Origin of the sequence: Hwangdonia sp. (assembly GCF_048381975.1) — a bacterium.
GTDB lineage: Bacteria > Bacteroidota > Bacteroidia > Flavobacteriales > Flavobacteriaceae > Hwangdonia > Hwangdonia seohaensis.
This window is the reverse complement of sequence record NZ_JBLWYT010000004.1, coordinates 407,081-428,680: the sequence shown is the minus strand read 5'-3', so window position 1 is coordinate 428,680 and position 21,600 is coordinate 407,081. Positions and strand designations below refer to the sequence as shown.

Here is a 21,600-nt window from a genome sequence, read left to right as displayed (position 1 = left end):
TTATTTATGATAAAATCTTAGTCTAGTGAGCTAATCACTTTTTCAATCCGTTTAACCGTTTCGGCTTTTCCAATCATAAACATAATATCAAACACTTCGGGACCTTGCAACGCGCCAACCAAAGCTAAACGTAGGGGCATCATAACTTTTCCGAAACCAATTTCGTTACTTGTTATCCAGCCTTTTATTTCGGTTTGAAGGTTTTCTACGGTAAAATCTTCAACCTTGTTTACTATTGAAATGACTTCTTCTAAAATGGCTTTGGTGTCGTCTTTAAACGCTTTTTTTGAAGCTTTCTCATCATAAGAAGTTGGGGCAATGAAGAAGAAATGACTCAACGCCCAAAATTCGGATACAAAAGTCGCACGTTCTTTAATTAAACCAATAACCATGGCGATGTAATTAACATCAATTTGGGCTAACTCAGAGCGTTCTGCTTTAAACAATTCAGCCAATACATCGTTATTTTGCTCTTGCATATAATGGTGATTGAACCACTTGGTTTTATCCGGATCAAAACGTGCCCCGGATTTGTTTACCTTTTTCAAATCGAAAGCTGCAATCAATTCATTTAAAGAAAAAATTTCTTGTTCCGTACCGGGATTCCAACCTAAAAAAGCCAAAAAATTTACCATAGCTTCGGGGAAATACCCATCTTCTTTATAACCTCTTGAAACGTCTCCGGTTTTTGGGTCTGTCCATTCCAAAGGAAACACTGGAAAGCCCAATTTATCGCCATCGCGTTTGCTTAATTTACCTTTTCCGGTTGGTTTTAATATTAAGGGTAAATGGGCGAATTCTGGAGTTTCCCACCCAAAAGCTTTGTATAATTGATAGTGTAATGCTAAACTTGGCAACCATTCTTCGCCACGGATAACGTGCGATATTTCCATAAGGTGGTCGTCCACAATATTGGCTAAATGATAGGTTGGCATGCCATCGCTTTTAAACAAAACCTTATCATCTAAAATATTGGTATCGATTTTAATCGTACCGCGAATCATATCATTTAAGTGCAGCGTTTCGTCTTGTGGCGATTTAAACCGAATCACATAATCGTCGCTAGCCTCTAATTTGGCTTTGGTTTCTTCCGCCGAAAGCGATAAAGAGTTGTTTAATTTAAGCCGGTTATGCCAATTGTAAATAAAGGTTTTGCCTTTGGCTTCGTGGTCTTTTCTGTGAAAATCCAATGTTTCAGCCGTATCAAAAGCATAATAGGCGTTACCCGAAGCAATCAACTCATCGGCATATTGTTTGTATAAATGTTTACGTTCGCTTTGACGATACGGTCCTTTTTTCATTTCCGCTTCCGCGGAAATCCGTGGCCCTTCGTCAAAAGGCATATTACACCAATTTAATGCATCAATAATGTATTGTTCGGCGCCTTCAACATAACGGTTTTGATCGGTATCTTCTATCCTCAAAATAAAAGTACCATTGTGTTTTTTAGCGAATAAATAGTTGAAAAGCGCGGTTCGAACGCCGCCAATATGTAAAGGCCCGGTTGGACTTGGTGCGAAACGCACACGAACGTTTTTGGTCATGTTTTATAAATTTCTTCAAAGATACAATTATCGAGATTTTTAAAGACACAGATTGCACTGATTTTCGCGGATAAGGTTTTGCATATAGAAAATCTGTGAGGGGCCAAATAAACCATGTAAACTCTAGTTTGCCTTTAAACCAAAATTAACAGACAGTTAAGACGCTTATAAAAATAAAATTGTAATTTAGTAAGTTATAAGCCTTAAACAATACAATTGAACAATTTTAAAACTATACAAACCAAATTAGAGCAATTTATTAGTCGGTATTACACCAACGAATTAATAAAGGGTGCTATTTTGTTTTTCGCCATTGGCTTGTTGTATTTTTTATTTACGCTGTTTATCGAGTATGTTTTATGGCTAAATCCTTTAGCGCGAACCATTTTATTTTGGGTGTTTATTTTAGTTGAGGTTTTGTTACTCGCTAGGTTTATAGCTGTGCCGTTGGCTAAATTATTTAAGCTAAAAAAGGGAATTGATTATGTGGATGCTTCTAAAATTATAGGCAATCATTTCCCTGAAGTTAGCGATAAATTATTGAATGTTGTTCAGCTGAAACAAAACCCATCGCAATCTGAATTATTGTTGGCGAGTATTGAACAAAAATCGATGGAACTGAAACCCATTCCGTTTAAATTGGCCGTAAATTTTAAAAAGAATTTGGGCTATTTAAAATATGCCGCCATTCCTGTTTTAATCATTTTAGCTACTTTTTTAACCGGCGAATCCAATTGGTTTAGTGATAGTTATAAACGTGTTGTACATTACAAAACGGCCTACGAACCACCAGCTCCATTTCAGTTTTTTGTAGTTAATAACGATTTAAAAGCCATTGAAAATAAAGATTTTAAATTAGAAGTTAGAACCGCCGGCGATGTTGCTCCAGAAAGCGCGCAAATAATTTACAATAACGAAACCTATTTTTTAAACAAAAAGGGAATAGGCGAGTTTGAATATGTGTTTTCCCAACCAAAATCCAATATCGAATTTCAGTTATTGGCAAACACCGTAACCTCAAAACCGTATACCTTAAATGTTGTTGAAACACCATCATTATTGAGTTTTGAGATGGTTTTGGATTTTCCGAAACACACCAAAAAGAAGAATACTACTTTAAAAAGTACCGGCAATGCCGTTGTTCCGGAAGGCACCAATGTTACGTGGCGACTTAAAACAAAATCGACCGATACTGTGCACTTGTACGCCACTGACACCTTGGATTTTTCTTCGGATAAAATAGATAATTTTGAATTATCCAAACGTCTTTACAAGCATTTCGATTATAGCTTAAGCACTAGTAACGTCAACCTTAAAAACTACGAAAATTTGGCTTTTAGAATTGATGTTGTTAAAGATGAGTATCCCGAACTCAACTTAAAAGTGCAGGTGGATAGCCTGGATTTACAAACCCTTTATTTTTACGGTCAAATTAGTGACGATTATGGGTTTAGCAAGCTTCAAATGGTGTATTATCCCGTTAATGATGCAACTAAAAAGCAAGTGGAGATCATACCTATTTCCAACACAAATATTGATGAATTTATTACGGCTTTCCCCAATAATTTGAATATTAAAGCTGGCATTGCTTACGAATTGTATTTTCAAGTATTTGATAATGATGTGGTTAACAATTATAAGCGTACAAAAAGCAATGTGTTTACCTATAGAAAACGTACCAAGGCTGAAGAGGAACAAAAACAACTGAATGAACAAAACGAAACAATAAAAGACTTAAATAAATCCTTGGAAAAGTTCGAAGAACAAGAAAAAAACCTAGAAGAATTATCTAAAACCCAAAAGGAAAAGTCGAGCTTAAATTTTAACGATAAAAAGAAATTGGAATCATTTTTAAAGCGTCAACAACAACAAGACGAAATGATGAAAAATTTCAATAAAAAACTCAAAGATAATTTAGAGAATTTTCAAAAAGAAAACATAGAGGAGGACACCTTTAAAGAAGATTTAAAAAAGCGGTTGGATGAAAATGAAGAGCAACTTAAAAAGGACGAAAAACTTTTAGAGGAATTAAAAAAACTTCAAGAAAAAATAAATAAGGAAGAGTTAACCGAAAAACTTGATGAATTAGCAAAACAAAATAAAAACAAAAAGAGAAGTCTTGAGCAATTAATCGAGTTAACCAAACGCTTTTATATTGAAAAGAAATTGGAAAAGCTTAAAGAGGATTTAATGAAGTTGGCCATCGACCAAGAAAAATTATCCAACGAACCTGAAGAGAAAAACACCAAAGAAAATCAGGATGGTTTAAACGAACAGTTTGAAGAGTTTAAAAAACAAATTGAACAACTTGAAAAAGACAGCAAAGCATTAAAAAAGCCCATTGATATTCCCCGGGATAAATTGGATGAAAGGGAAGTAGACGACGAACAGCAAAAAGCTACTGAAGCTTTGGAAAAAAGCAAAGAGGAAAAAGCGTCAGACAAGCAAGAAAGTGAGCTCAAGAACAGTGAAAATCAAAATCAGAAAAACGCTAAAAAAAGTCAAAAGAAGGCGGCAAAAAAAATGATGGAGATGAGCGAGAAAATAAAAAGTTCCATGGGATGGAGTGATGCCAATCAAATGCAAGAAGATGTTGAAATGCTTCGACAAATTCTAGATAATTTGGTATTGTTTTCTTTTGATCAAGAAGCCCTAATGAATCAGTTTAAAACCATTGAAGCCAATAACAATAAGTATGCCTCTTATTTAAGAAAACAGCATAACCTTAAAGAACATTTTGAGCATATTGACGACAGCTTATTTGCTATGTCGTTGCGTCAGCCCAAACTATCTGAAACGGTAAACAAAGAAATTACCGAGGTGTTTTATAATATTGATAAAGCATTAAGTTTACTGGCAGAAAACCAATTGTATCAAGGGGTTTCAAATCAACAATTCACCATTACAGCCGCGAATAATCTGGCCAATTTTTTAAGTGATGTTTTAGACAATATGCAAGAAAACATGAGTATGTCCCAGGGCAAGGGAGGAGAGGGCGAAATGCAACTTCCGGATATTATTACGACACAGGAAGAGCTTAATAAGATGATGGAAGAAGGCTTGAAAAAAGGTGAAGGTCAAAAACCCGAAAAGGGTGAAGGCGATAAAGAAGGTGAGGGCGAAAAAGAGGGAGAAAAAGGAAAGCAAGGACAAGAAGGAAATAATGAGGGAAAGGGAGAAAACGGCAACCAAAATGGCGGTGAAGGTGAAGGAGAAAACGATGATTTGAATGGTAAACTATACGAGATTTATCAGCAGCAACAGGAATTGCGAAAGGCCTTAGAAGAACGTTTGGCAAAAGAAGGAAAGGGCTCAAAAGGAGATGGCGATGCGCTGTTAAAAAAAATGGAAGAGGTAGAGTTGGATTTGTTAAATGAAGGATTTACAAATCAAACCCTTCAAAAAATGATGGAATTAAAACATCAATTATTAAAAATGGAGAACGCTACGTTTCAACAAGGCGAAGACAATAAGCGTGAATCTGAAACCAACAAAAATGATTTCGACAATAACACAAACAATCAAATTCCATCGGCTAAACAATATTTTAATACTACCGAAATATTGAACAGACAAACCTTACCTTTGCGTCAAATTTACAGAAAGAAAGTTCAAAAGTACTTTAAAAAAACAAATGATTAGTTTTAATTACGAAACCGATTTTTCATTGGAAAACGAAGAGGCTGTTTCCTCATGGATTTCACAAACTATTTCCACAGAAGGATTTAAAGAAGATGATATAAATTATGTGTTTTGCGATGATGCCTATTTACATAAATTAAACGTTGAATTCCTCAATCACGATACTTTAACCGATATAATTAGCTTTGATTATTCAGTCGGAAAAATTATACAAGGTGATATTTTTATATCTGTGGAACGGGTAGCGGATAATGCCAAAGATTTCAATACTCCTTTTGAAGAAGAATTACATCGCGTTATAATCCACGGTATTTTACATTACTGTGGCTACAAAGATAAAACGGAAGAGGACGCCAAGGAAATGCGCAATAAAGAAAACCACTACTTAAAGCAACTGGTTTAATATTCAAGAATTCAGCGTATATTTGCAAACCAAAAATATTAAGATGTTCCACGTGGAACGTTTTATGATTATAAAATGAATGAGACATTGAGCTTGCCGAAATGTGTATCATTCAAAGCAATAAAAAAACAATAGGATGTTTAACGACCTTTATGATGTTATAGTTGTTGGTGCTGGCCACGCAGGAAGTGAAGCTGCCGCCGCTGCCGCCAATATGGGAAGCAAAACATTGCTGGTTACCATGAATTTGCAAAACATTGCGCAAATGTCTTGCAACCCCGCTATGGGCGGTATTGCAAAAGGGCAAATTGTTCGTGAGATTGATGCGCTTGGTGGCTATAGCGGTATTGTATCCGACACTTCGGCCATTCAGTTTAAAATGCTTAACAAATCCAAAGGGCCTGCAATGTGGAGTCCCAGAGTGCAGAGCGATAGAATGCGTTTTGCGGAAGATTGGAGATTACTTTTAGAAGGCACACCAAATCTTGATTTTTATCAAGAAATGGTTTCTGGTTTGTTGGTGAAGAATCATAAAGTTGTCGGAATAAAAACGTCGCTTGGATTAGAGATTAAAGGCAAAACCGTTGTGCTTACAAACGGCACTTTTTTAAACGGTTTAATTCATATTGGCGACAAGAATTTTGGAGGAGGAAGAGCAGGTGAAAAAGCCGCAACTGGAATCACGGAACAATTGGTTGGTTTAGGTTTTGAATCGGGTAGAATGAAAACCGGAACGCCTCCAAGGGTTGATGGAAGGTCATTGGATTTTTCTAAAATGATAGAACAGCCTGGGGATGAAAACCCCGAAAAATTCTCTTTTTTAGATATTACAAAACCATTGGGGAACCAGCGCTCTTGTCACATGACTTACACAAGCGAATTGGTACATGATTTGCTACGTGAAGGTTTTGATAGATCACCGATGTTTAATGGTAGAATTAAAAGTTTGGGCCCGCGTTATTGCCCGTCTATTGAAGACAAAATTAATCGTTTTGCAGATAAAGACAGGCATCAATTATTCATTGAACCCGAAGGCTGGAAAACATGTGAGGTTTATGTAAATGGGTTTTCTACTTCGCTTCCTGAAGATGTTCAGTTTAAAGCATTGCGCTCTGTTGTCGGTTTTGAAAACGTTAAGTTTTTTAGACCAGGTTATGCCATAGAATACGATTATTTTCCACCAACACAATTAAAGCATACTTTAGAAACCAAGTTGGTTGATGGTTTGTATTTCGCTGGTCAAATTAACGGCACTACGGGATACGAAGAGGCCGCTTCGCAAGGATTAATGGCAGGTATAAATGCCAGTTTAAAAGTTAAGGAAAAAGAACCTTTTACCTTGAAAAGAGATGAAGCTTATATTGGTGTTTTGATTGATGATTTGATTACAAAAGGCACCGAAGAACCGTATCGTATGTTTACATCTCGTGCGGAATATAGAACGTTGTTACGTCAAGATAATGCAGATAAAAGATTAACACCAAAAGGTTTTAAAATTGGTTTGGCTTCAGAAAAGCGTTTAAAGCGAATGGAAGAAAAACATGAAGCAGCTGAAAAATTTGTGAATTTTTTTGAAACACAAAGTGTCAAGCCAGAGGAAATAAATCCGATATTGGAATCAAAAAAATCATCACCGGTTAATCAATCGGGAAAACTATTTAAAGTGTTTGCTCGACCAAATATTGAAATGGATGATGTTAGAAAAATAGAAAGTGTTGAAGCTTATATTCAGGAAAACGATCTGGACAGAGAGGTTATTGAGCAAACGGAAATACAGGTAAAATACTCTGGGTATATTGCGAAAGAAAAAAACAATGCAGACAAATTAAGCCGATTGGAATATGTGAAAATCCCGCAGAATTTTGATTACTCACAAATTAAATCCATGAGTTTTGAGGCGCGCGAAAAGCTTAAAAAAATCCAACCAACTACGGTATCGCAAGCATCAAGAATTAGTGGTGTTTCTCCAAATGATATTTCGGTGTTATTGGTTTATATGGGACGCTAAATTCCTTCGAATGCAGTAATCTCATTATTGAAAACAAGTAAACGTTGTTATTTAAAATGCGAATTACTTACAAACGTTCCACGTGGAACATTCGTTTTTTTGTCATTCCTGCGAAAGCAGGAATCCACTTTTGAAAACAAAACAAGATCGTCATAGTGCGATTTATTTTTAGAAAACAACTTGCTAAAACATTCGTGTATTCGTGGCTAAAGAAAATTTAAAAGTAAAAGACCATTCTGTTTCAGGAGAGGAATTTGAATTAGTTCTAAATTCAGAATATGGATTTTTAGAAACCTCGCCGCAACCAGTTTCAGATAAATTATCCGAATATTATAAAAGTGAAGATTATATTTCGCATACGGATTCACAACGCAATCTGTTTGAAAAAGCATATCATTTAGTTCGGCAATTTTCACTTAAAAAGAAGTTGAATTTGATAAACTCTTTTTCCTCAACCGAAAAAAACCTATTGGATGTTGGATGCGGAACAGGTGATTTTTTACAAAGCGCAAAACAAAATAATTGGACTGTTTTTGGAATTGAGCCCAACAAAAAAGCCCGGGACATTGCCAATAAAAAAACAAACCATTCCGTTTTTAAAACCGATGAGCTTTTTAAGTTTGAAGAACACCGTTTTGATGTCATTACACTTTGGCATGTTTTAGAACATTTACCAAATTTGGAAGAACAGATTTCAATATTCAAAAAAATATTAAAACCCAATGGCACTTTAATAATTGCCGTTCCTAATTACAAAAGTTACGATGCCAAACATTACAAACAGTTTTGGGCCGCTTTCGATGTGCCGAGACATCTTTGGCATTTTAATAAAGCATCAATTTCAAAATTAGTTTCAAAACAGGCCATGCAAGTTGTTAAAATGAAACCCATGCTTTTTGATGCGTTTTATGTGAGCCTACTTTCGGAAAAATACAAAACAGGAAAAATGAACATGCTTAATGGTTTTTGGATAGGATTGCTTTCAAATTTAAAATCCTTACGCACTAAAGAGGCATCTTCCTTAATTTATATCATAAAAAACAGGTAAAATTTGTTTTCGTGTACGCATTTAAGCGATTAACCATACAAACAGCTATATGCTAGTCCTATTTAAAAAAGGCTCTTAAATCGCTTTAAACGATTCTGTTTTCAATAGACACTGACTATTTTAATAGATACATTCTATAAAAATTACTTATACGTTAAATTCAAAATAATTCCGCTTTAAATTATCACTTACTTTATTACATTTGTGCGAATTCTAAAAACAGAAAAACCAAACCCATGAAAAATATAGTTTACCTCGTATTAGCAATGATTGTTTTATCCTCTTGCCAAAAACAAGCAAAGATTGGATATGTAAATAACGGAACGCTTATAAACGAATTTCAAGAAAAAAAGGATCTTGAAGCAAAATTTCAGATTAAGGAAGAAGCTTTTAAGAAAAGAGCCGACAGTATTGGTAAAGCATTTCAAGCAGAAGTACAAGAAACCCAAAAGGAAGCGCAAAGAGCTTCTCAAAAAAAGCAACAAGAATTAATGGGCGGTTTGCAGCAAAAACAACAGCAATTGCAACAGCAAATGCAATATGAGCAGCAATTGTTAACTCAATCTTTTCAAACAGAAATCGATTCTGTAATTATTAAAGTAAAGGATTTTGTAAAAGATTACGGCGAGAAAAACGGTTACACCTACATTTTAGGCACTACCGATGCCGCATCAACCGTTATGTACAGCTCGGAAGAAAACGATTTAACCCAAACCATTGTAGAGGCTTTAAACGGTACCGAAAAAGAAGTTGCTAAAGAAACTGACAAAAAGGAATAAGTCTTAAAACACTAATAAACAAATAGTTAAACGCTTTTGGAGTCATTTCCGGAAGCGTTTTTGTTTTTATCCTAATTAGTGGCTTATGTTTCCTTTTTATGAAGCAAGCGCGTTAATTTAATAGACAAATCGGTTAAAATAATTTTTGAATTTCCGTTGCGCTCAATATGGTAAATCGCGTCTTGTAGCTCGTTGCTAATATCCATAATGTTATTCCCGTGCACAAAAGGCGCAAAATTTTCAAGTTTGAATTTTTCGGTTTTAGGCTCTAAAAAAACAAGATCGGTAGCGTTGTAGTTTAGCAATAATGCTTGACGAAAAAAATCCAAACAAAAATTTAAAAACTGCTTTTGGGTTTCGCGCCCTGTTTTTGCAATATCGGCGCTCCACGAAATTAAATCGTGTATGGCCGCTTTGTTGCCTTTGGCCTTAAAAGCACTACGAATCCAGAAAATAAACCAAGTTTCAAATTGGATGTCTTCAGAATCCCGATACACCAAATCGCAAGCTTTGTTGTAATTCCCGTCCGATTGATGCGCTATTTTTGTAGCAACAGAAAGCTCTAAACCATACTTTTTAACCAAAGCATCTTTTATCACATCTTCAGCCAATGGCGGAAAATGCAATAGTTGGCAACGCGATTTTATCGTGTTGATTATTTGCTCATCGTCTTCGGTAATTAAAATAAAAACGGTTTTGCTTGGCGGTTCTTCAATCAGTTTTAAAAGTTTATTGGCGCAGGCGGTATTCATTTTTTCTGCCATCCAAATCAGCATCACTTTATAGCCACCTTCGTAAGATTTCAGCGTAAGCGATTTTACAATCTCATGGGCTTCATCAACCCCAATTTGCCCCTGTTTATTATCAACCCCAAGCAATTTGTACCAATCAAACAAATTTCCGTAAGGTTGCTCTTTTAGCAATTGGCGCCACTCTTCCAAATAAAAACTCGAAACTGGTTTGCTTTTCACCTTATCGCTCGTGGTTACCGGAAATGCGAAATGTAAATCGGGATGCGAAAAATTCTTGAATTTTAGGTTACACACATCATTTCCAGTATGGTTTTCACCGCCCGAATTAGAGCATAAAATGTACCGCGCATAAGCAATGGCCATGGGTAAGGTACCAGAGCCCTCTTTACCAACAAACAATTGGGCATGCGGTATTCTGCCATTATCAACACTTTGCGTCAAATGGTTTTTAATGTGTTCTTGTCCTAAAATATCTTCAAAAAGCATAAAGCAAAATATACGAATTTTATTAGAAGTTAAGCACCAAAAAAGAAGTAAAATTTTAGAGTTTTTTTCATTTGGGCGTTACCACAAGGGTCGCGCTTTCGGCAGTCGCTTTTTTGTGTTGCATAGGTGCAACAACACAAAAAGAGCTTCAACAAAACCTCAATCCCTAACGCGCTTTTTGTTATCTTATGGTTTTAGATTTGAAGTTTTTTTATTTTTTGGAGCGGTTCGTTTAACGTTTGGGGCACGGTTTCGTAGCTGACGATATGAAGCTATGAACGATACCCATTGTTGTGTACAGTTTTATTTTATTAAATATCTTTTATCGTGTTTTTTGCCAATTTTCTCGATGATTTTATTGAGGTACTTCTTTCTTTGTCCATTAGATTTATTGTATTCAGGAATCAATTTACTAATAACAAATTCGTCAGTCGATATTTTTTGCAATAATCCACCCCTATAATGAGATGCTTCTAACTGAATGTTATCTAACAAATATGAAATCGATTCAGGAGTGAAATCCTCTAATTTCAATTCATCAATTCTTGGTAACAAATTCGATTGAAGGATTTTTCTATACTTACTACCAGGCTGGTTAAATTCACGAATAAGTGTTTCAACCTCAAGCGGTTTTAAAACCCGAGATAATAGAATTGAAATACGATCGACAAAGATCCAAGATTTGTCATCTTTGGAAGATGAAGCTTCATAAATCCATTCGAGCCACCATGACAAATCTTCGAAATTTAATTTAGGAAGTTTATTGTTATCGCTTATCACGTCCAATGATTCACACAACTGCCATCCTAAATGGATATTTCTCTTTCGAAGTAATTTAATAAATAGGTCTCCTTGATTGCTCCAATCCAATTCCATGTGCCCAATCAGGTCAATTGGTTCCAAGTTCAGTTGTTCTTTATCTAATTCTATTAGATTATTTAAACTCTCAAAAGCATCTTCTTCACTAATACAATAATTCAATGCAGCCAAGACTACGCCTTTTTCATTTTGAGAGATTTTTTGAACGATTGTCTTGTTGTCAGCGCTATACTCACACAATTGTTTTAATGAACTTAGAGCCCAATCAGCGTTTTTGCTATGCTGATTCTTAACAATTTCAATTAATTCCTCAATATGTTCTTTGGAGAAAACAGAAAGATCTAATTCGATATCATCATCAACAAATTTTAATATGAAATAAATGGGTACTACCACATCGGTAACACCTTGAGATAGAAGTTTAATTGCAATATTCATACCTTCTTGAGACCGAGTATCTTGGAGGAAGTCATTTAGACAAGCTATTCTAACACTTTGTTCTTCGTGTGTTTTATTTGAATCAAAAAAGGTATCATAAACTAAGGCGGCATTCTGCCCGTGTAATAATGTGCCTAAAGCACTATCAAAAGCTTCAAAGTTATCAATTTGTTTGTTGTCATATTGCTTTTGAACTATTTCTGCTGCATTTACTAATTCTAATAAATCGGCTTGATTTATCTTTTTTCGGATTTGACGTGCAATTCTCGAACAAAAGTTATAATCAGTACAGTTTTCTATTATTAAATTAATTCCAAATGTTTTATCGTGCTTTGCGCTTAATTCAATAACCTTAGCAGCAGCAACTCCTCCTAAAGAATTCTTTGACTCTATTATCTGAATCAAAGTAGGAATGTGTTCTTGTGTAAGTGGAACTGAATAATCTAATTTATGCTCCAAAGAGGACATAGTTTCAAAATCTTCCTCAGATCTGGTCTTTATTTCTTCAAGTAATCTTTCAACGATGCTTGATTGGTTTTCATCGATGTAACAAACAGCTACTAAAGCTAATTCGAAGTCAAGTTTTATTACTGTTTCAAGAAATTCAATTGACTTTGGATTTGGTAACAAATTTAAAGTTAGAAAAAGGGCTTGATCCCAATTCCTGTTTTTCATTTTTCTTTCAAGAATTGCAGGATCTTTTTGATATTCTTTTGCCAAATCAGATGCTGCTAGGAACTCGGTAATAGACTGATGGAAAAATGATACTTTCTTGTTAGGGCTTGTTATGAAGAATTCCTTTGCAATTAGCCAATTCAGTATGTCCTTGTACTCTAAACCTTCAGGGCAAATTTGTTTAATACTAGAGATGACACCATCAATATCAATTGTTTCTGAACCAACATCAATCGCATAAGCAGCAAGCTTCTCTAAAGGTGTAAAGATATTAATCTCTTGTCCAAATCGGCCTTGTATGTCGCTCAAAAGAAGCTTAAAGTATTCAGAATAAATACTACTTGGCTTAGTATGGTTTGTAATATGAAACTTTCCTTCTATAGCTAATTTGTAAAAAATAGGTCTCCTTAATATTGATAAAACCTCTCTAGAAACAGTTTCAGGTTCAAGAATATTTTTACTCGATAGGTTTTCTTGTACGAATTTCTCTTCTATCGAGTCTATTCTATAAATAGGTAAATCCAAGTCAATAAGTCCATCGCTTGTTCTTGATGATATTATAAATGAAATAGAAGGGAAAGATGATAGCAATTCATTAATATCAGTGTCCCAAACGTTGTCCTCCTTGTACTCAACTGGTATTTCATTGAAAGCATCAAAATAAATTTTAACAGTAAAATTTGCACATAGGTCATTAAAATTAATACCTGTTGGTAGAGATCCTTCAATAAGATCAATTACATTACCTTGATAATTTTTTAGATCTATAAAAATAGGAACAATAAGATTACTAGGATCGACAGGTGTTGATAAACAACTATCTAACAATTTTTCGGACAACCTGAAAACACTGCGTTCTATAGAAAAGCTTTTACCCGAACCAGGCAACCCTAAAAGAATAAATCGAGTTGGGCCATGATCCAATATCCTTTCAATTGAAGCACCATAGTATCTATAATCTTTTGTTTCGTTCGTTTTACTTTTTTCTGGGTAAACTTCAAGTGGGATTATAGATATACTGTTAGTGTTTTTTAAAAATCTTGATGCATGACGAGTCAACTTTAATAGGGTTCCAGGATCATTTTTAAGGTTAGCTATAGAAGTAGCTAATTCTTCAGGCTTACCTAAACTCTTTAATAAGTCAATTAATTGACCATGATTACTTGAGCCATCTTCGTTAATAGTTGTAGTGTACCCTAATAAATGAATGCCGTAATTTCGTCTCCAGTAATCTACCTCTGCTTCTGTGATGTCAGCTACAATACAATAATGGTCTCTATTTCCACCTTTATATGTATTTGCTATTAGATCTCTGACAAATAAAAAATCAGGATCACGTAATCCGAATCCAATGTACACGAATGGTCTACTTAACTGTAGGGTTTTAATGGCATCTAATGCATGATGTAATTCTCCGTCTGGATTAAGAATTCTATATTGCTCTCTAGTTAGAATAATACTACTTGAGTCTTGAGCATCACCGTGAAGTTTGTATAAAAACTGATTACTTCTAGCGCCTACTATCTCAGCTGTTTCAACCAACATTCGATTGGTTATAAATCTAAAATGCATTTGAGATTTCCACTTGAGAAAACTTTGCTCCAAAAGATTGTCATAATTGGTAGTTACGAAACAAGTGGGTCCTAAATTGACTATTAACTGGTGAATTTGATGGGGTTGAGAAACACCAATCCTGCACGTCTTTCTAATAAACTGTCCTACTAGTTGCGGTGTTAATTTGTCAAACCCATAACTCGCTGCCTGAAGTAATTCTCCTTTTTGAAGTTCTTTGTCAACTAATGATTTATCTATCCCGATTTCTTCTAAAAATGTTGATAGTTCTTCGATTAGCCCATACCAAGTCGGTAACCCAGACCATAAGGATATCCCAGATCCAATAAATAGTACAGTATCGTCTTGGTTTAATATCCTTTTTAATTGGTTATGCATTTATTAGGTTTTTCATTTTGTACACAATGTTATCAAGTATATGAATCCGTTTTAATGATTTATATACAACGTTAACGAAATTATCCTTTTTTTCTCACAAAGTCAAGCGATAGGCTTAACTAATATTTCAATTTGTATCAAAAAAACAAAATGCTCAATGTGTTTATACTTAAATAAATTCAGCAGAGGTAATTTATTTTCAAGCTACATCGTTTTCGTTAAAAAACACATTTTAATTGGCTGTATAATTGGTTACATTTGTGTTTCAAATAACTAAGAAACAAAAACATATATACAATGAAAACCCTTAACGACTTTAATTTCGAAAATAAAAAAGCACTAATCCGAGTAGATTTTAACGTGCCACTAAACGACAATTTTGAGGTAACCGATGCCACAAGAATTGTATCGGCAAAACCAACCATAATTAAAATATTGGAAGATGGCGGGAGTTGTGTTTTAATGTCGCATTTAGGTCGCCCTAAAGGATTTCAAGAAGAATTTTCGTTAAAGCACATCGCATCAAAAGTTGAAGATGTGTTGGGTGTTGACGTTAAGTTCGTGCCCGATTGTGTTGGAGACGAAGCAGAAAACGCCGTGGCAAACCTAGAACCGGGTCAAATTTTATTGTTGGAAAACCTACGGTATTATAAAGAAGAAACCGCTGGCGATGTCGAGTTTGCCAAAAAATTATCGAAACTAGGCGACATTTACGTAAACGATGCCTTCGGTACAGCCCACAGAGCGCACGCATCAACCACTATTATAGCGCAGTTTTTTAAAGACAAAAAATGCTTCGGAAATTTATTGGCGCAAGAAATTGAAAGCATTAAAAAAGTCATGGAAACAGGCGAAAAACCAGTTTTAGCTGTTTTGGGCGGAGCAAAGGTTTCTTCAAAAATTACAATCATCGAGAATATTCTGGATAAAGTAGACCATTTAATTATTGGTGGCGGTATGTCGTTTACCTTTGTTAAAGCTCAAGGAGGACAAATAGGAAATTCCATTTGTGAAGACGATAAAATGGACTTGGCATTGGATATATTAAAACAAGCCAAAGCTAAAAACGTTCACGTGCACATTCCTGTTGATGTGGTTGCTGCAGACGATTTTAGTAACGATGCAAACACGCAAATTGTGGATATTAATGCCATTCCTGACGGATGGGAAGGTGTTGATGCCGGACCAAAATCGATTGAATTATTTCACGATGTTGTTATGGATTCCAAAACCATTTTATGGAACGGTCCTTTAGGCGTTTTCGAAATGGAAAGCTTTGCAAAGGGCACCATTGAGTTAGGGAATTCTATAGCAGAAGCTACTAAAAATGGAGCGTTTTCACTTGTGGGTGGTGGCGACTCTGTTGCCGCGGTAAAACAATTTGGTTTTGAGAACAAAGTAAGTTACGTTAGTACTGGTGGTGGCGCAATGCTTGAAAGTTTAGAAGGTAAAACATTACCCGGAATAGCCGCTATTTTAGAATAAACGAAATTAAGTTTTCAAATTACATTAAAAAATACGATTTTAGCCATACTATCGTTAAACCTTATCTAGGTTAGATAACAAACAGAACAGATTTTATGGCTTTTCGATTTTTTATAATATGCTTGCTTTTTAATTATGGCGTTTGTGTTGCACAAACTCAAGACTCCATTTTGCCTAAAAATGAATCCATTAAAGATTCAATAGTTGATGGGAAACCCCATGGTGTTAAAAAAATTGAAGCTGAAAAAGATAGTACCTCCATTAAGAAATTGGAAGACTTGGAATTTGCGGCGAAAATAGATGAAAAATGGCTTGAAGAACTATACAGCAATAATCTGTTCGACACCATTTATAAATCGGTTACCGAGCTTACTTACGAGCCCATCGATTATCCGGAATTGCCTACCGACACCTTAAAAAAACGCTTAAAAGAACTCGATGCCAGAACGCCTTTTAATGTGGAGTACAATCCGTCGTTGGAAAGCGTTATTAAATCATATTTAAAACATCGCAGAAAGCATTTGCAAAAGTTAATGACTTTAAGTGCATTTTACTTTCCTATGTTCGAGGAGGAATTGGATAAACATAACATTCCATTAGAAATAAAATATTTAGCCATTGTTGAGTCGGCATTAAAACCCAGAGCCAAATCCAGAGTGGGAGCAACAGGTTTGTGGCAGTTTATGTTTGGTACGGGCAAAGAGCACGGATTGGATGTAAGCAGTTATGTTGATGAGCGTAGCGACCCTATAAAATCTACCAAAGCTGCCGCAGAATATTTAACACGCTTATATAAAATATTTGGCGATTGGGACCTAGCTTTGGCCGCCTACAATTCGGGGCCCGGAAATGTTACCAAAGCCATTAGGCGCTCTGGCGGTTATGAAAATTATTGGAACATTAGGCATAATTTACCACGCGAAACCGCAGGTTATTTACCGGCGTTTTTAGCGAATATGTATATTTTTGAATATGCCGAAGCCCATGGTTTTAAAAATCTTAAACCCCAATTCACATTAATTGAAACCGACACGGTTATAGTAAAACATATGATAACGCTCGATCAGGTTTCAGAAGTTACGGGCACACCAATTGAAGAACTTCAGTTTTTAAACCCTTCGTATAAATTAGATATTATTCCTTTTATAGAAAAAGAAAATTATGTGTTGCGATTACCACGAGAGGTGGTTGGTACCTTTGTAAATAACGAAGAAAAAATATATGCCTTTGTAAAAGAAGAGTTTGCACAGCGCGAAAAACCATTACCGCAGTTTTTTAATGCGAATGATAAGGTACGATACCGCGTGAGATCTGGTGATTACTTAGGAAAAATAGCCAGAAATTATGGTGTTCGCGTAAGCCAGATAAAACAATGGAACGGCTTGAGGAGCAATAATTTAAGAATTGGCCAGCGATTAACCATTTATCCGCGAAAACCTTATGTTGCAAGCGCAACGGCAACCAATACAACACCTAAATCAAAGCCTATTTCCGGCAATGTAACAACCTATACTGTAAAAAGTGGCGACTCGCTTTGGAGCATCGCCCAAAAATTTCCTGGAGTTTCTGTTCAAAATATTAAAGATTGGAACGATATTAGTGGTAGTAAATTAAAACCGGGAATGAAACTTAAAATATCAAAAGGTTAAGTTCCTAAAAAAACCAAAAACTTAATGATGCGTAATTTTCTTTTAACAGCATTAGCCATTGTGCTACTAGTCTCTTGCGGAGACAAAAAATCTTCCAACGATAGAATACTTTTCGATTCGTCTGGAAACGTTAATCACATTTCGGTTGTAGTTAGTAACGAACTATGGAACGGTAGTGTTGGAGAAGCCATTAGAAACGTGCTTACCACGCCAATTTATGGGCTGCCACAAGACGAACCCATGTTTAATATTAACCAAATACCAACCAAGGTGTTTTCCGATTTTATTACGAGAAACCGAACCATTTTAAAAATAGAAATGGGTAAACCCTCAGGGTTTAAAGTCGTTAGAAATGTATACGCGCAACCTCAAAAAGTAATTGTTGTTTCAGGAAATACCAAAGACGATGTTATTGGGTTGCTTAAAGACAATTCGGAAAAAATATTGGAAGAATTTAAAAATGAAGAGCTAGCAGAACAGCAGCGACGTATGAGCAAATCGCTTCACCGTACAAAAAAGATTGAAGAAAAACTGGGGTTGAGTATTAAGTTCCAGACGGCTTACCGAATCGCCAAAGAAATCGATAATTTCTTTTGGATACGTAAAGATATTTCAACAGGAACAACCAATTTAATGATTTACGAGTTGCCTTTGAGTGCTATTAAAAGAAATGATAGTGTTGTAAATCAAATTATTAAAATTCGAGATTCTATTGGTAAAAAGTATATCCCAGGCCCTACAGATGGCTCTTATATGGTTACCGAGAATGCTTATGCGCCATTCCATTCTGAAACCATTTTAGACAACAAACCCGCTTTAGAGACCAAAGGACTTTGGGATTTAAAAGGTGCTTTTATGGCTGGTCCCTATATTAATTATGCCATTGAAGATAAAATTAATAACAGATGGATTATTGCAGAAGGCTTTGCATTTGCGCCATCTGTTGAAAAACGGGATTATATGTTCGAGCTAGAAGCCATAATTAAAACGATTAAAATTAATTAACGGTTTGCGTGTAAACAGAGCATCCTTAAGACCTTTATTTAAAAAATTCAGTCATAAAAAAAAACCAGCTTTTTAAGCTGGTTTTTCATTACTAGTAAAATACACTTTTACTGTTTTTTATCTTTTGCAGGCTCATCGCCTTCTTCTTTGCTAGCGTCTTTAAATTCCTTAATGCCGCTACCCAATCCTCGCATTAATTCCGGTATTTTTTTACCGCCAAACAACAGTAAAACAACAACAACAATTAAGGCTATTTGCCAAGGACCAATCGCTAATGGTAATATATAAAAACTCATAACTTTAAAATTTAAAAAGCAAAGTTAATAATTAAAGTTTAATAATGGCGTTTTAAAGCTAACTTTAGTACAAAGAGAAACTACTCGTGCCATAATTTTATATATTTTTGTTTTCAACATGAAGAACGAAAAGAAAGAACCTAAAAAAATAAAACGAAAATTACTCGATAAGTATCGCTTAGTCATTTTAAACGAAAACACCTTCGAGGAACGCCTGTCTTTTAAACTAACAAGACTAAACGTTTTTGTGTTGGCTTCAATCTCAATAATTGTTTTAATAAGCGCTACATATGCATTAATTGCTTTTACACCGCTTAGGGAGTATATTCCTGGGTATTCTTCAACAGCTTTAAAAAAGAAAGCCGTAGAGCTTAATTATAAAACCGATTCGTTGCAACAGGTTATTTCTATGAACGAAAGGTATTTTTCATCGATAAAAAAAGTATTGCAAGGCGATGTAAGCGTTGTGGATTTTAATAAGGATTCTATAGTAGAAGCCATAAAATTAGAAGATACCGAAATAGACTTAAGTCCAAGTTTGGAAGATTCCTTATTGCGTGAAAAAGTGGCCAAAGAAGACAAATACAACCTCTTTGAGTCGGCTATATCGGCTTCAAATTTTGTACTGTTTCCCCCTGTTAACGGTACTATTAGCGAGCCTTATAATCTTAAGGAAAAACATTATGCGGTAGATGTTGTAGTGCCCAAGGACGCCCCCATTAAAGCCACGGCCGATGGTATTGTAATTTTTGCCGAATGGACACCAACTACGGGACATGTAATAATTATTGAGCACAGTTACGGTTTAATTTCTGTGTACAAACACAATGGTGCATTAACAAAAACACAAGGCGATTTGGTAAAGGCAGGCGAGGTTATAGCCACAGCGGGAGATTCTGGAGAGCTTTCAACGGGTCCACATTTACATTTCGAGCTTTGGAACGACGGTTACCCAATAAACCCAACAAACTTTATAGATTTTGAATAAAAGCGGTTCCCTCGAGCGCAGTCGAGAGGTTAAAAACAAAATTAATAAAAGGTCTCGACTGCGCTCGATGTAATATTTAACTATAAATTAAATGCTATCAATAAAATCGGCTTTAGCAAAACCCTTTGCAAAACGTGCTTACAAGCGCATTAAAAAATGGGCAGAAAAGCCTATTGAAACACAAGAGAAGGTTTTTCAGGAATTAATAAGTAAAGCGGCTGCAACTTCCTTTGGGAAAGACCACGATTTTATTAGTATAAATAACCATTCAGATTTTGTAAAACGCGTTCCTGTAAGAGATTACGAAGCGCTTAGATCCTATGTTGAAAAAGCAGTATCGGGCGAAGAAAATGTACTTTGGACAGGAAAACCTATTTACTTTGCAAAAACCTCGGGCACAACCTCCGGTTCCAAATACATACCTATTACCAAAGAAAGCATGCCCACCCATGTTGAGGCGGCAAGAAATGCTATTTTAATGTACATTCACGAAACCGGGAATGCTAAATTTGTTGACGGGAAAATGATTTTTTTACAAGGCAGCCCAATTTTAAAAGAGCAAAATGGCATTCAACTAGGTAGGCTTTCGGGTATTGTGGCCCATTATGTGCCCAAGTATCTTCAAAAAAACAGATTGCCATCCTGGGAAACCAATTGCATTGAAGATTGGGAAACCAAAGTGGATGCTATTGTTGAAGAAACCTTGCCCGAAAACATGACGGTTATTTCAGGTATTCCGTCGTGGGTGCAAATGTATTTTGAAAAACTGCAACAAAAAACAGGCAAAAAGGTTGGTGATATTTTTAAAAACTTTAATCTTTTTATTTTTGGCGGTGTAAATTACGAGCCCTATCGCGCAAAATTTGAAAACCTAATTGGCAGAAAAGTAGATAGTATTGAACTGTACCCCGCCAGCGAAGGTTTTTTTGCATTTCAAGATAAACAAAACGAAAAAGGCATGTTGCTTCAATTAAACTCTGGTATTTTTTATGAGTTTATTAAAGCCGATGATTTTTTTAACGACAACCCCAAGCGCATCACGATTGCAGATGTAGAAATAGGGGTAAATTATGTGATGATAATCTCTACAAATGCCGGACTTTGGGCCTACAATATTGGTGATACGGTTGAGTTTACGTCAACAAACCCGTACCGTGTAATCGTTTCAGGAAGAATAAAGCATTTTATATCGGCTTTTGGTGAGCATGTGATTGGTAAAGAAGTTGAGCAAGCCATGAAGGAAGCCACTTTAAACACAGCGGTTAGGGTTTCAGAATTTACGGTGGCGCCTCAAATTAACCCAACTGAAGGTTTGCCGTATCACGAATGGTTTGTTGAGTTTGAAAATGAACCAGAAAATCTTTCCGCGCTAGCGAAAAATATAGACCAATCGCTTCAAAAACAAAACAGTTATTATTTCGATTTAATAGAAGGTAAAGTTTTGCAACCGCTTAAAATCACTAAAGTTAAAAAAGACGGTTTTCAAGAGTATATGAAATCTGTTGGGAAATTGGGCGGGCAAAATAAAATTCCGCGCCTATCAAACGACAGGAAGATTGCTAAGCATTTTTCGACGGATTAAAAATTTAAGGACCGGTTATGTGTAGAATTGACCAATACCATTGCAGCTTTC

The 21,600-nt window shown here is 35.5% G+C and carries 14 protein-coding genes; 10 read left to right on the top strand and 4 right to left on the bottom strand.

The window, feature by feature from the left end; translation table 11 throughout:
- Positions 1–17: 17 nt before the first annotated feature.
- Positions 18–1,544, bottom strand: coding sequence for a glutamate--tRNA ligase (gltX, locus tag ACN5J7_RS10030; protein ID WP_418603775.1), 1,527 nt, complete (start codon positions 1,542–1,544; stop codon positions 18–20).
- A 216-nt stretch (positions 1,545–1,760) separates the two neighbouring features.
- Between gltX and ACN5J7_RS10025 the strand changes: the two genes are divergently transcribed.
- The 5 genes from ACN5J7_RS10025 to ACN5J7_RS10005 all read left to right on the top strand — a co-directional run bounded on the left by ACN5J7_RS10025 (position 1,761) and on the right by ACN5J7_RS10005 (position 9,424).
- Positions 1,761–5,186: a hypothetical protein gene (locus tag ACN5J7_RS10025; RefSeq protein ID WP_418603774.1), complete on the top strand. Its 3,426-nt coding sequence runs from the start codon at positions 1,761–1,763 to the stop codon at positions 5,184–5,186.
- The gene (ybeY, locus tag ACN5J7_RS10020; protein WP_418603773.1) at positions 5,179–5,589 is read left to right on the top strand and encodes an rRNA maturation RNase YbeY; all 411 of its coding nucleotides are present in this window, start codon (positions 5,179–5,181) and stop codon (positions 5,587–5,589) included. The genes ACN5J7_RS10025 and ybeY overlap by 8 nt, the downstream gene beginning before the upstream one ends.
- Before the next feature lie 136 nt (positions 5,590–5,725).
- Positions 5,726–7,597 carry a tRNA uridine-5-carboxymethylaminomethyl(34) synthesis enzyme MnmG gene (mnmG, locus tag ACN5J7_RS10015; protein ID WP_418603772.1) on the top strand — a complete coding sequence of 624 codons (1,872 nt, stop codon included), beginning with the start codon at positions 5,726–5,728 and terminating at the stop codon, positions 7,595–7,597.
- Positions 7,598–7,799: 202 nt separating this feature from the next.
- Positions 7,800–8,645 (top strand): class I SAM-dependent methyltransferase, encoded by an 846-nt coding sequence (locus tag ACN5J7_RS10010; RefSeq protein WP_418603771.1) that lies wholly within the window; start codon positions 7,800–7,802, stop codon positions 8,643–8,645.
- Positions 8,646–8,881: 236 nt separating this feature from the next.
- Complete coding sequence (locus ACN5J7_RS10005; RefSeq protein WP_418603770.1) at positions 8,882–9,424, top strand: OmpH family outer membrane protein; 543 nt, start codon at positions 8,882–8,884, stop codon at positions 9,422–9,424.
- A gap of 83 nt (positions 9,425–9,507) precedes the next feature.
- Here the strand turns inward: ACN5J7_RS10005 and ACN5J7_RS10000 are convergent, their stop codons facing one another.
- Together ACN5J7_RS10000 and ACN5J7_RS09995 are read right to left on the bottom strand one after the other, a co-directional pair.
- On the bottom strand, positions 9,508–10,662 hold the full coding sequence (locus ACN5J7_RS10000) for an ATP-binding protein (protein ID WP_418603769.1): 1,155 nt from the start codon (positions 10,660–10,662) through the stop codon (positions 9,508–9,510).
- Between the two features lie 303 nt (positions 10,663–10,965).
- On the bottom strand, positions 10,966–14,544 hold the full coding sequence (locus ACN5J7_RS09995; protein ID WP_418603768.1) for an SIR2 family protein: 3,579 nt from the start codon (positions 14,542–14,544) through the stop codon (positions 10,966–10,968).
- A gap of 297 nt (positions 14,545–14,841) precedes the next feature.
- Here ACN5J7_RS09995 and ACN5J7_RS09990 point away from each other — a divergent pair, with 297 nt between their 5' ends.
- From ACN5J7_RS09990 to ACN5J7_RS09980, 3 genes are all read left to right on the top strand, one after another.
- Positions 14,842–16,029 carry a phosphoglycerate kinase gene (locus tag ACN5J7_RS09990; RefSeq protein ID WP_418603767.1) on the top strand — a complete coding sequence of 396 codons (1,188 nt, stop codon included), beginning with the start codon at positions 14,842–14,844 and terminating at the stop codon, positions 16,027–16,029.
- Positions 16,030–16,124: 95 nt separating this feature from the next.
- Complete coding sequence (locus ACN5J7_RS09985) at positions 16,125–17,678, top strand: LysM peptidoglycan-binding domain-containing protein (RefSeq protein ID WP_418603766.1); 1,554 nt, start codon at positions 16,125–16,127, stop codon at positions 17,676–17,678.
- Positions 17,679–17,702: 24 nt separating this feature from the next.
- Positions 17,703–18,683: a DUF4837 family protein gene (locus ACN5J7_RS09980; protein WP_311936032.1), complete on the top strand. Its 981-nt coding sequence runs from the start codon at positions 17,703–17,705 to the stop codon at positions 18,681–18,683.
- A 107-nt stretch (positions 18,684–18,790) separates the two neighbouring features.
- On the opposite strand, the gene ACN5J7_RS09975 is transcribed toward ACN5J7_RS09980, so the two are convergent.
- On the bottom strand, positions 18,791–18,979 hold the full coding sequence (locus tag ACN5J7_RS09975) for a twin-arginine translocase TatA/TatE family subunit (RefSeq protein ID WP_311936029.1): 189 nt from the start codon (positions 18,977–18,979) through the stop codon (positions 18,791–18,793).
- A gap of 118 nt (positions 18,980–19,097) precedes the next feature.
- Between ACN5J7_RS09975 and ACN5J7_RS09970 the strand changes: the two genes are divergently transcribed.
- Positions 19,098–19,967, top strand: coding sequence for a M23 family metallopeptidase (locus ACN5J7_RS09970; protein WP_311936025.1), 870 nt, complete (start codon positions 19,098–19,100; stop codon positions 19,965–19,967).
- 91 nt (positions 19,968–20,058) lie between these two features.
- Positions 20,059–21,549 carry a GH3 auxin-responsive promoter family protein gene (locus ACN5J7_RS09965; protein WP_311936022.1) on the top strand — a complete coding sequence of 497 codons (1,491 nt, stop codon included), beginning with the start codon at positions 20,059–20,061 and terminating at the stop codon, positions 21,547–21,549.
- Positions 21,550–21,600: the final 51 nt, after the last annotated feature.